The organism is Mesorhizobium sp. WSM4807 (assembly GCF_055811615.1).
Genome location: NZ_JBVVQY010000024.1, coordinates 87,059 through 98,568, shown reverse-complemented (window position 1 = coordinate 98,568; position 11,510 = coordinate 87,059). Strand labels below are relative to the sequence as shown.

Genomic DNA, 11,510 nt, shown 5'->3' with positions numbered 1-11,510 from the left:
GCTTCCGGCTGGAGCATCTTGCCGGGTGGGACTTGCACCCACTGGAAAGCGCCGCCTTGTCACGGCGCACGCCATTACCGGTCATTCGCAGCGCGCCTATTAGCTGACCTTCAGCCACTGGCCGGAGACGACCCATACAAGACGGCAGCAGTCAGTAGTGCGTGCCTCGAAGCGGACATTCCATATCGGCATATTACCTGATGATGCTCCTTCCTCATCCGCCGCATCGCCCGCCAGTCGCGAGTAACGGGACGGACTCTTGAAAGAGGTCGATACGGGTGAAAGATCACCTCACTTGGTTTGAGGCGGCTCATCATAGCAGATGTTGTAGAGGATTCGGCAACGCAGCTTCGTCATGTCCGGATAGTCATAGACACAGATCATCGACTTGAAAAACAGGTCGGTTTCCCTGAATCCGTGCATCGCCTCTTCGTGCTGCATTGCTTGGTCGATGTTCGACTGAGGTATCATGGAGGCGAAAAGCTCGGCTTCCGGAAAGTCTTCAATCCTCTCGAACTTCTTGATCGAGTCGAGTTCGTTCATGACATGGAACATCTCGAAGGGCTTGTTCCCTTTGAAGATAACGTCGATCAAGCGTTCCGCCACCTCGTCGTAGGCGTCTTCTCCGCGACGTCGCAGATCGGCAATCATCTTCTCTCTGGTTCCGTCGAACCTGCGCCGGGCGATGTTTCTGCAGAGCTTGAGTTCATTTGCGATGGTCACGGAGAACTCGTCGCCTTGGCTCTTGTCCAGATAAGAGGCTTGCTCAAGGTCGTCGATCGCCTTGTCGAAACGGAGCTGCCACCTGTAAAGCTTGGCTCGATTGATAAGTGGAGAAGGGTTACCTCGAACGATCGCGTGTAGAGATCAAGGCGCATCAGCCGGGCACACCATGCCGGGAATGGCCAACATGGACATGTCGGGCATGGATGAAGCGCACAAGGCCAACATGGCGGCAATGATGAAGATGCATCCTGCCATGATGCAAGGCATGATGGCCAAAGACCCTGATGTCGCCTTCGCTTGCGGGATGATCGCGCATCTCCAGGGCGCGATCGACATGGCCGAAGTCGAGCTGAAATACGGCGACAACGACGAAGCCAAGAAGATGGCTCAGACGATCATCGACGCCCAGACCAAGGAAATCGGCGAGTTCAAGCAGTGGCTTGAGACGAACGCAAAGTGATCGTTAGGAGGCGCCGTAGCGCGCTCCTAGAATCGAAGAAAGGACACCGCCATGCATCACCTTAGCTCCGAAATGAAAAGCTGCACCGACGAATGCCTGCGCTGCTATTCCGTGTGCCTTTCGACCGCGATGGGCCACTGCCTGGAACTGGGCGGCCGACACACCGAAAAACAACACTTCACGTTGATGATGGCGTGCGCCGAGATCTGCCGGACGTCGGCGCATTTCATGCTCATCGGTTCCGAGCACCACAAGCATACCTGCGGCGAATGCGCGGAGATCTGCAACGAATGCGCGGATGACTGCGAGCGTCTCGGTGACATGCAGGAATGCGTAGAGGCCTGCCGTCGCTGTGCAGAGAGCTGCCGGAAAATGGCGGCGTAGATCTCATCAGAGGGCGCCCGGTTCAGACCGCGCGCCCTCGCTACTGCGAATGTCATCTGAAGAACACGAACTTGACCAAGGCGGCGATTGCCAGCGCGACAAGGACGAGGAGGATGAAGCCTGCCAGGCCCATTCCCCACATTCCGCCCGACATCATCTGATCCATCATTTTTCGCCCTTATTCCGCGGCCAATTTCACCCGAAAGTCTGCTCTTGGCTCCTCGACCGCACTCCGGATCGGCAACCGCCAGCCCTTGACGATGCCGTAGACGGCGGGAATCACGACGAGCGTCAGGATCGTCGAAGAAATCATGCCGCCAATCATGGGTACGGCGATCCGCTGCATGACCTCCGATCCGGTTCCCGTGCTCCACAGGATCGGCAGTAGGCCCGCCATGATGGCGACGACGGTCATCATCTTCGGGCGCACGCGCTCGACGGCGCCGAGCATGATCGCCTCGTTAAGGTCCGTCTTGGCCAAACTCCGCTTCGCGGCCACACATCTGGCCTTCGCCTCGCTCCACGCGTTGTCCAGATAGATCAGCATGATGACCCCGGTTTCGGCGGCCACGCCGGCGAGCGCAATGAAGCCCACCGCGACCGCGACCGACATGTTGAAGCCCAGCCACCACATCATCCAAATGCCGCCGACGATTGCGAATGGCAGCGACAGCATGACGATCAGCGTCTCGGTCAGCGCCCGGAAGTTGAGGTAGAGCAGCAGGAAGATCAGCGCGAGCGTTAGTGGCACGACGATCTTCAGCCGTGCATGGGCACGTTCGAGATATTCGAACTGCCCGCTCCAGGCGACCGAATAACCTGGCGGCAGTTTTACTTCTGCGGCGACCGCCTGTTGCGCCTCGCCGACATAGCCGCCGAGATCACGGCCGGCGATGTCGACGAAGATGTAGACTGCAAGTTGTCCGTTCTCGGTGCGGATCGAGGTCGCGCCGCGCGTGAGTTCGACCTTGGCGACTTCCCCGAGGGGCACGAAGCCGCCGCCAGGCAGCGCGATCTGCACGTCGCGGGCGATTGCGCCGGGATCGCTTCTCAGCGCGCGCGGATAGCGGATGGCGACACCATAGCGTTCGCGGCCCTCGACTGTGGACGTGATGATCTTTGCGCCGAGCGCCATGGAGATCACATCCTGCACGTCGCCGACCGACAGCCCATAGCGGCCGAGGGCGGTCCGATCGGGAACGATATCGAGATAGTAACCTCCGATCACCCGCTCGGCATAGGCGCTGGACGTACCGGGCACGGCCCTCAGTACCGCCTCGATCTGGCGCGCGACATTTTCCATTTGAGCGAGATCGGTGCCGTAGACCTTGACCCCAACGGGCGTGCGTATGCCCGTCGACAGCATGTCGATGCGGGCGCGGATCGGCATGGTCCAGGCGTTTGAAACACCTGGAAACTGCAGCGCCGCGTCCATCTCGGTTTTCAGACCTTCCGATGTGACTCCGGGCCGCCATTCCGATTTCGGTATCAGGTTGATTATCGTTTCGAACATCTCGGTCGGCGCGGGGTCGGTCGCGGTCTGTGCCCGGCCCGCCTTGCCGAAGACAGACTCTACCTCAGGGAATGACTTGATGATCCGATCCTGCATCTGCATCAGTTCCGCGGCCTTCGTGACGGACAGGCCCGGCAGCGTCGTCGGCATGTACATCAGCGTTCCCTCGTCAAGGTTCGGCATGAACTCGCTGCCGAGCTGGCGCGCCGGCCAGACCGTCACCGCAAGGGCGGCAACCGCGAGCAGGATCGTGAACGTCTTTGCCCTCAGCACGCCGGCAATGATCGGTCGGTAGAGCCCGATGAGCAGCCTGTTGAGCGGATTTCTGTGCTCCGGCACGATGCGGCCGCGCACGAGCATCACCATCAGGGCCGGCACCAGCGTCACCGAGAGCAGCGCTGCCGCCGCCATGGCGAAGGTCTTGGTGAAGGCGAGCGGACCGAACAGGCGGCCTTCCTGGCTTTCCAGCGTGAAGATCGGCAGAAACGAGACGGTGATGATGAGCAGGCTGAAGAACAGCGCTGGCCCGACCTCGGCTGCAGCCTTGATCAACACCTCGATGCGGGGCTTGCCCGGAGGCGCCCGCTCCAGGTGCTTGTGGGCGTTCTCGATCATGACGATCGCCGCGTCGATCATCGCGCCGATGGCGATCGCGATGCCGCCCAGACTCATGATGTTGGAGCCGAGACCAAGCAGCTTCATAGCGGCAAAGGCCATCAGGATGCCGACGGGCAACATGATGATGGCGACTAATGCGCTTCTCACATGAAGCAGAAAGACGATGGTGACGAGGGCGACCACAATGCTCTCCTCCACCAGCGTCGACTTCAGGGTCTCGATCGCAGCCTCGATGAGCTTTGAACGATCGTAGACGGGCACTACCTCAGCACCGCCTGGAAGGCTCTTTTCGACCTCGGCCAGGCTTTCCTTGGCGTTCTCGATGACGGTCAGCGCATTCGCGCCGACCCGCTGCAGCACGATGCCGCTTGCGACCTCGCCCTCGCCGTTCAGTTCAGCTATGCCGCGGCGTTCGTCCGGTACGATCTCGACCTTGGCGACGTCACCGAGCCTGAGCGGCACGCCGCTGACCGACTTCAACGCGATGCTTTCGATGTCGGACACACTCTTCAGGTACCCGCGTCCGCGCACCATGAATTCGAACTCGGAGATTTCGACCGTGCGGCCGCCCGTATCCATGTTGCTGGTGCGAACCGCCTCGCCGATTTCCGAAAGCGTCACGCCCTGAGCGCGCATCCGCGCCGGATCGACCACGATCGAGTATTGCTTGACGAAGCCGCCGACGCTCGCGACCTCGGATACACCCTCGGCCTTCGAGGCGGCGAAACGCACCACCCAGTCCTGCAGGGAGCGGAGTTCCGCGAGCGACAATTCCTTGGCAACGACGGCGTATTGGTAAACCCAGCCGACGCCCGTCGCGTCCGGTCCGAGCGCCGGGGAGACGCCATCGGGCAGACGGCTGGCGGCCGCGTTCAGATATTCGAGCACTCGGCTCCGCGCCCAATAGGGATCGGTGCCGTCTTCGAAGATCACGTAGACGAAGGACACACCGAAGAAGGAGAAGCCCCTGACCACCTTGGATCTTGGAACGGTGAGCATTGAGGTCGTCAGCGGATAGGTGACCTGGTCCTCGACGACCTGCGGGGCCTGGCCTGGATAATCGGTGAACACGATGACCTGGACGTCGGAGAGGTCCGGTATGGCGTCGAGCGGCAAGGTCCTGACCGAGTAGACCCCCGCAGCTGCGGCCAGAGCGGTCGCAAAAAAGACGAGGACGAGGTTGCGTGCCGACCAGGCAATGAGGTTGGCGATCACGGTTTTGCCTCCGCGGGCGTCAGCGCGCCGAGCGCGGCCTTCAGGTTGCTTTCGGCATCGATCAGGAAGTTAGCCGAGACGACGACCTTTTCGCCTTCGGCGAGGCCCTCCATGATCTCGGCCATACCGTCACCGCGCATGCCAATCGTCACGTCGCGCGGTTCAAAGCGGCCTTCGCCCTTGTCGACGATCACGACCTGGCGGTCCCCCGTGTCGATGACGGCGTTGTCAGGCACGGTCACGACAGGATCAGTGCCGCCCGTCGCGATCTCGACCTCGGCATACATATTGGCAAGCAGCAGCCCTTCGGGATTGGGCAGTTCGATGCGAATCCGCGCTGTGCGGGTCTGCCCCTGGATTTCAGGGTAGATCAGACCGACCTTACCTTCGAACACGTTGCCCGGAAGGCTGCGGATGCGGACGGTCGCCTTGTCCCCGATACGAACCGAACTCAACTCGTATTCCGCCACGTCGGCCATCACCCAGAGGGTCGAGACATCGGCGATCCGGAACAGGGTCTGGCCCGCCTCCGCCATCATGCCGTCGACCGCCATGCGCTCCAGGACAACGCCGTTGCGTGGTGCCATCAGCGTAACCGAGATCGGCACCTTCCTCGTCTTCTCGATCTCAGCAATCGCTTCCGCAGGAACGCCGAGATTTTCCAGACGCTGCAAGCTGCCCGCGGCGGCGTTGCGGTCTGACCCGCCCATCAGATCGGCGGCATAGAGAGCACCTGCCTGGGCAATTTCCCTAGCGTAAAGGCGCACAAGCGGGCTACCTTTCTCGATAGCCTCCCCGGTCGTGATGTCAGCCACTTCCTCGATGAAGGCCTCGGTACGGGTTGAGACCAGGGTGACGCGTCGCTCGTCCAGCGTGACCGTTCCGGGAACCCGGACCGGACGCACGACGGCGCTCTTGGTGGCGAGTACTGTCTTCACGCCTGTCCGTTGCAGCCTTCCTGCCGATACCTTGACCGTCGAGCCGTCATCCGCTTCGCCCTCGAAGACAGGAATGTAGTCCATCCCCATGGAATCTTTCTTGGGGGTCGGCGACGTGTCCGGCAGGCCCATAGGATTGCGGTAGTAGAGGATCTTCCGGCCACTCGGTGCCGCCGCCGCGCCGCCGCCTGCTTTCATCTCGGGACGAACCTCGAAGCTAACGTCTTCGCTCGCCAGGACCGCGACGAAATCCCGGCCGTCCTCGGTGCGCTTAGGGGTCGACGAATAGGCGGGATCTCCGTCGGGATGGCGGTAGTAAATGATGGGACCAGAGGGAGTCGGATCGGCAGTCGCCGGCTTCGGTCCCGCGTCGAGCGGGCGCCCGATGGTCGTCTCAATCATTTGCACGACGTCCGAGACGGACAGATCTTGTTGTCCGGCCGAGTATCCGCCGGCGCCCGCCCCGGCCGCCAATACGGCGAGGGTCAGGAATGAGCCGAGCCTTTTCATTGGGCGGCCTTGAATACCAGGCGGCGCTCAACCGTGTCGGCCTCGCCCTGGACCTTCGCCGCGATCGAGAAGCGCCAGCCTCCCGCCATGATGAGGTCGGTCTTGAAGCGATAGATGCCGGGCTCCTCGGATGGCAGCACCTCGACGGGCGCCGCCATCGCCTCCATTCCATCCGGAGCCATGTCCATTCTGGTGGCGAATACGACAGCGTTGTTCACCGGAGCACCTGTCCTCTTGTCGAGGAGCCTGACGGCGACGACTGCACCGTTCCCTTCCTTGATCTCGTTCTCGATGAGTTGGAATTCGTAGTCCTCGGGCGCGGCCTTGGCCGCTTGGGAAGCCGCGATGACGGATGCGAACGCAAGCGTCGCAGCGCGTGGGGAAAAATTCGATTTCATGTTTTCAAGATTCCGAATGTCATTGAGCCGTTGCGCACGGCATTGGCATGGCAGACACCATGCGACTCCGCCCGCGCAGCATTCGGCCGCACGGATTCCGGCGCTGGAAGCGCCTGTGACAGTCAGGCTTTGGGTGGTCTGGGCGGCGGTTTCCCGATAAGCGACGAAAGGACCGCTTCCCTGCCGTCGAGGAACTCCTCTCCGCTCGGGGCTTGGACGAGGAACGTCGGCGTTTCGGGAACCGGAACGCTGACGAGGCCCGACACGCACAGGACCGCGAGCGGGCAATCCTTGCCGCAGTCCGGCACCATTGGCTTGCCGTCCGGGCAGCAGGGCATGTCGCCCTGCATGATGGATAAAGTCGACCCGGCAACAGCAGCGCTCGAAGACGAAGCTCCCAAAGGTGCAAAGGCCAGCCCAAACACGGCCAGCAACAAGAGCACCCTTCCGAAACCGAACGAATTCGTCATCGTTTACACTTTGGCATAGGCAGCCATCGCGCGATAGTGTCTCGGGTGTTTATGACCTTCTTGTGAAATCGCGCACAAGCCATCGCCGCCAACGCTTCTACTCATGCTTTGATCACTTCGAGCCGATGCAAAGAAGAAGCGATTTCGTTCTTCACGATGCCTAATCGCCGCGGCAAAGACTTCATACGACCGCCTCAAGCGCTGCGCACGTCGAGGAATATCCGGCCTTTCTGGATGCCTCCGCCCACTCCGAAACGGAGGTTCGATTCGAATATCGACGCGAGAGATGATAGTCTGGTTTTGGATCCTCGGGAGGAGGAGATGAGCGCCATTGCATTTTTTGCCGGCGTGTTGGTGGCTACGCCCTCGATGGCGGCGGAGCAACTGATCTTTTAGACTGCCAATTTTCCAGATGCTTCGGACCACCGGCAAGCCGGATCCGCACGGCGCGATCGCGACCACGCTTCCGAATCCTGATCGTGGGCTGTGGCGTAGTTTCGAGGGGAATCGGCAGCACATAGTTCGCAGTTTCGTTCGGCCCGGGGAGCCACCGCCTTTTTTACGCCAGGGCGCGATATTGCGCGCCGACGTGCGATTTTTCGCCACGCATCGATCCGATTCGTTCTGCTGGAATGGTACAAACAGCAGAGATTCCGATCGAAGTCAGTGGTAAGCTAGCGTAGCACCCTCCCCTCGCCTGGGCCTGCAAAGCTCTCATCGTAGAGTCGGCGGCAACATCGTGAAAAGACATGCACCCGGCGCCATTGCGCCGAAACGAGCCGTTCAGAGATTTGGCCAACGACCGAGTCCCCGCAACCCTCCAGTTCGAGAACCGGAAGAATTGATCGAAACAGCCTCTCACAGGTCAGGAGGCGGATGACAAAGTCTCCTCTCGGTCCCGTTCCCTGAGCGGTGATGTCGATCCTGTCTGGAATGCTGCAAAGGGCCGTGGATAGAAGGGCACTACTTTACGCGGGACAGGTATTGGCGCCCGCCTCGCCTCTGGACCGTGCTTCCTTGCCTACTCTTCGGGCGACAGCATATTGCGCGCGGCATAGAGTTCCGCCGTGAAATCGGTAATCAGAGCCGAGTTGATGCCGTCTGGCGGTCGCAGGATCAGCGCTCGGAAATGGACTGCCGGCTCGAAGGGCGTCGCGATAATGCCAGCGATCATGCGGTCGGCGATAACGGACGGATTAACCAGGCCGATTCCCATGCCTTTTGCAGCAAGAATGGCGATCGTTAGGCCGTAGGGGGTCTCGATCAGGATGCGCGGGCGCACGCCATGCGCGGCGAAGACCTTGTCCATCGCAACCCGCACCGTGTCCTCCGGTGACAATGCCAGGAACGCCTCGTCGGCGAGATCGGTTGGCGTGATCACCGCTTTCTCCGCCAGCCGATGGTTCTTCGGCATCACGCAAACCGCGCGCGGCGTGTTGAAGACGCTGTGGAGCACACCGCTCGTGTCCACCTCGTCAGCGGCGAGCCCGATGTCGAAACTGCCTGACGCCACCAGATCGCGCACCACATTGGAGGTGCGCACCTGATAACTGATGCGCACCTGCGGATGCTTGCGCGAAAAGGCCACGATGGCGCGCGGCACCAGCCCGTGCCCCAGTGCCGACAGGCTGGCAACACGGATCGTCCCCGTGCCCACTTCCTTGATCTGGGCCGCGCGCAGCTTCAGCCGGTCGAGACCGACCAGATTAGCCTTCACTTCTGCATGGAAAAGTTCGCCCTCGCGCGTGGCTACCAGCCTGCCGCGGATGCGGTCGAACAACTTGAAGCCGAGTTCGGCCTCCAACTTCGCGAGCGAGCGGCTGATCGCTGGCTGCGAGGTGTCGAGCAGCGCTGCGGCAGCGCCAGCGCCGCGCGTGATCATGATTGCGTTGAAGACATCGACGTCGTGCAGGTTCATGGATAAGCCATATCAAAAACGGATTAACTTTATCGTTGCGGTCATAGATAGCAATGGGCGAGATGGCTATGGTTGCCTATGACCCAGCGCGACGACACCTGCCATGTCCATCCTCCCAAGCGTACGCAAGAGCCGTTCCGGTCGCTGGCGATGCCTGTCGAGCGTGCGTCGACCGTCGTCTTCGACGATCTGGAATCCTTCGAACGTCGCGTCGAGCGTCTGTATGACGGCTTCAGCTACGGGCTCTACGGCACGCCGACCAGCCGTCAGTTGGAGGATCATATCGCCATGCTGGAGCACGCGACGCGCGCGCTTGTCGTCCCGTCCGGCATGGCCGCCATCGTGTTGGCGACCATGGCCACTTGCCGCGGCGGCGACCGGGTGCTGATGCCTGAAACACTTTACAGTCCGGCGCGCGACATGATGGCCCGTTTTCTGGGGCCGCTCGGCATCCACGCCGTTCCCTATGATCCCCGGCTCGACGCTGGAATAGCTGCGCTTCTTGACGACACGACACGGCTGGTGTGGGTGGAATCGCCGGGCTCGACCACCTTGGAGGTGCAGAACGTGCCGGCCATCGTGGCGGTAGCTCACAGGGCAGGCGCATTGGTGGCGGCGGACAATACCTGGGCTTCGCACCTGCTGTTCAAGCCGCTCGACCACAACGTCAACATCTCTATGCAGGCGCTTTCCAAACATGCCGGCGGCCATGGCGATCTGCTAATGGGTTCGCTCGCCGTGCGTGATGAGGCGCTGTTCCGGCGCCTCAAGGATACGGCGCGATTTCTCGGCTACGGCGTTTCGCCAGAGGACTGCGCGCTATGCGAGCGCGGCTTGATGACCATGCCGGTGCGCATGCGACACGCCGACGCCACGGCCCGCAGCATCATGGAGTGGCTGTCGGGACGGACCGAAATCGCCCAGCTCCTTCACCCGAGCCTGCCGGACCATCCCGGCCACGCTGTCTGGAAACGCGACTTCGCCGGTTCGGCGGGTGTGTTCTCCTTCGTGCTACGGCCGGAACTGGCCTCGCTCCAATCCAAAGTCCTCGGTCGCATGCGTCTGTTCAGGCTGGGTGCGAGCTGGGGCGGTGTGCATTCGTTGATCGCGGTCAGCGATCCGCGAAGAGACCGGCCCGCCCCCGATTGGCTGAAGCGTGGTCCGGTCTGGCGCCTATCGATCGGCCTCGAGGCACCCGACGACCTGCTGGCCGATCTTTCCCAAGCCTTCGACCTTTTTGCCGTAGCCCGGCGGAACGGAGCTGCCTCGGCTGATGCCAAAGCTGCCGAGTGACGCCAAACTCAACAAAACAAGGGGAATAACGATGAAAACCAGAAGTTTGAAATGGATCACCGGTATGTCGATCGGGCTAGTGGGTCTGGCCACCGGTGTCGGCGAAGTATCGGCGCAGGCCGTGGTCAACAAGATCAAGGAGCGCGGTTATGTCAGCTGCGGCGCCAGCCAAGGCGTGCCAGGTCTCTCGCGCCCGGACGAGAAAGGCTATTATCGCGGCTTCGATTCCGACATCTGCCGCGCGTTCGCGGTCGCTATCCTCGGCGACAAGGATAAGATCCGCTATGTGCCCCTCAATGCCGGGCAACGTTTCCCGGCACTGCAGACGGGCGAGATCGACATTCTATCGCGCACATCCACCATCACGTTTACACGGGACACGGTTGTCCGTTTCGTTTGGATCAACCTCTACGACACGGACGGTGTGCTGGTGCGCAAGGCCGACAACATCACTGAGCCGAAACTGCTCGACGGCAAGACTGTCTGCCTGCAGGGCGGCGGCTCGCTGACCGAAAAGGCCATTGAGGAAACCGAGGAGGAATTCGGGATTTCCATGAAGAAGGTCTACTACGACTCGACCATTCAGGCGCGTGACGCTTTCTTCGGTGGTCGTTGCGACTCCTACGTAACCGACGGCACCGCCGCGGCAGGCCAGCGTGCCTCGGTGGCCAAGAATCCGGAGGACTACGACATCCTCAAGGTCGGCCACGCCGCTGAGCCCAATGGCGTAGCTGTCGCGCGCGGCGACGACCAGCTCTTCGACGTGGTGCGCTGGACGATGAACGCCCTGTTCTGGGCCGAAGCCAACGGCGTCACCGGGCAGAACATCGATGAAAGGCTCGCTGCGGGCAATTCGGAGATCAAACGGGTGCTTGGCGAAGAGCCCGGCTTTGGCGCGCCGCTCGGGCTGGACGACAAATGGGCTTACAACGTCATCAAGCAAATGGGCAACTATGCCGAAATCTGGGACCGGAACCTGGGCAAGGACAGCCCGCTCAAGGTCGAACGCGGCATGAACGCGCTGTGGAAAGACGGCGGTCTCAACTATCCCTTCCCATGGGATTGAG

The 11,510-nt window shown here is 61.4% G+C and carries 10 protein-coding genes; 4 read left to right on the top strand and 6 right to left on the bottom strand.

Translation table 11 applies throughout. The annotated features are described in order from the left end of the window. Positions 1–291: 291 nt before the first annotated feature. Complete coding sequence (locus AC0L3N_RS25725; RefSeq protein WP_473550240.1) at positions 292–723, bottom strand: hypothetical protein; 432 nt, start codon at positions 721–723, stop codon at positions 292–294. A gap of 187 nt (positions 724–910) precedes the next feature. Here AC0L3N_RS25725 and copM point away from each other — a divergent pair, with 187 nt between their 5' ends. Both copM and AC0L3N_RS25715 read left to right on the top strand, forming a co-directional pair. Further along, the gene (gene copM, locus AC0L3N_RS25720) at positions 911–1,186 is read left to right on the top strand and encodes a CopM family metallochaperone (protein ID WP_473550239.1); all 276 of its coding nucleotides are present in this window, start codon (positions 911–913) and stop codon (positions 1,184–1,186) included. Positions 1,187–1,237: 51 nt separating this feature from the next. Further along, the gene (locus tag AC0L3N_RS25715; RefSeq protein ID WP_473550237.1) at positions 1,238–1,570 is read left to right on the top strand and encodes a four-helix bundle copper-binding protein; all 333 of its coding nucleotides are present in this window, start codon (positions 1,238–1,240) and stop codon (positions 1,568–1,570) included. A 178-nt stretch (positions 1,571–1,748) separates the two neighbouring features. On the opposite strand, the gene AC0L3N_RS25710 is transcribed toward AC0L3N_RS25715, so the two are convergent. The 5 genes from AC0L3N_RS25710 to AC0L3N_RS25690 form a co-directional block, all read right to left on the bottom strand. Beyond that, on the bottom strand, positions 1,749–4,916 hold the full coding sequence (locus tag AC0L3N_RS25710) for an efflux RND transporter permease subunit (protein WP_473550235.1): 3,168 nt from the start codon (positions 4,914–4,916) through the stop codon (positions 1,749–1,751). Then, positions 4,913–6,364 (bottom strand): efflux RND transporter periplasmic adaptor subunit, encoded by a 1,452-nt coding sequence (locus AC0L3N_RS25705; protein ID WP_473550234.1) that lies wholly within the window; start codon positions 6,362–6,364, stop codon positions 4,913–4,915. The genes AC0L3N_RS25710 and AC0L3N_RS25705 overlap by 4 nt, the downstream gene beginning before the upstream one ends. Then, positions 6,361–6,762, bottom strand: a complete 402-nt coding sequence (locus tag AC0L3N_RS25700) for a FixH family protein (RefSeq protein ID WP_473550232.1) — start codon at positions 6,760–6,762, stop codon at positions 6,361–6,363. Before AC0L3N_RS25700 ends, AC0L3N_RS25705 begins: the two co-directional genes overlap by 4 nt. Before the next feature lie 122 nt (positions 6,763–6,884). Further along, positions 6,885–7,199, bottom strand: coding sequence for a hypothetical protein (locus tag AC0L3N_RS25695; RefSeq protein ID WP_473550231.1), 315 nt, complete (start codon positions 7,197–7,199; stop codon positions 6,885–6,887). Between the two features lie 1,054 nt (positions 7,200–8,253). After that, entirely contained in the window at positions 8,254–9,150 is an 897-nt protein-coding gene (locus tag AC0L3N_RS25690; protein WP_287064522.1) for a LysR family transcriptional regulator, read from the bottom strand. A gap of 78 nt (positions 9,151–9,228) precedes the next feature. Here AC0L3N_RS25690 and AC0L3N_RS25685 point away from each other — a divergent pair, with 78 nt between their 5' ends. Together AC0L3N_RS25685 and AC0L3N_RS25680 are read left to right on the top strand one after the other, a co-directional pair. Beyond that, positions 9,229–10,443, top strand: coding sequence for a trans-sulfuration enzyme family protein (locus AC0L3N_RS25685; RefSeq protein WP_473550229.1), 1,215 nt, complete (start codon positions 9,229–9,231; stop codon positions 10,441–10,443). A 31-nt stretch (positions 10,444–10,474) separates the two neighbouring features. Then, positions 10,475–11,509, top strand: a complete 1,035-nt coding sequence (locus AC0L3N_RS25680) for a transporter substrate-binding domain-containing protein (RefSeq protein ID WP_473550228.1) — start codon at positions 10,475–10,477, stop codon at positions 11,507–11,509. Position 11,510 lies beyond the last annotated feature (1 nt).

Coding starts and splice junctions, on each gene's coding strand:
- AC0L3N_RS25690 (WP_287064522.1), bottom strand. CDS start 9,150: ATGAACCTGCACGACGTCGATGTCTTCAACGCAATCATGATCACGCGC.
- AC0L3N_RS25680 (WP_473550228.1), top strand. CDS start 10,475: ATGAAAACCAGAAGTTTGAAATGGATCACCGGTATGTCGATCGGGCTA.
- AC0L3N_RS25705 (WP_473550234.1), bottom strand. CDS start 6,364: ATGAAAAGGCTCGGCTCATTCCTGACCCTCGCCGTATTGGCGGCCGGG.
- AC0L3N_RS25685 (WP_473550229.1), top strand. CDS start 9,229: ATGACCCAGCGCGACGACACCTGCCATGTCCATCCTCCCAAGCGTACG.
- AC0L3N_RS25715 (WP_473550237.1), top strand. CDS start 1,238: ATGCATCACCTTAGCTCCGAAATGAAAAGCTGCACCGACGAATGCCTG.
- AC0L3N_RS25700 (WP_473550232.1), bottom strand. CDS start 6,762: ATGAAATCGAATTTTTCCCCACGCGCTGCGACGCTTGCGTTCGCATCC.
- copM (WP_473550239.1), top strand. CDS start 911: ATGGACATGTCGGGCATGGATGAAGCGCACAAGGCCAACATGGCGGCA.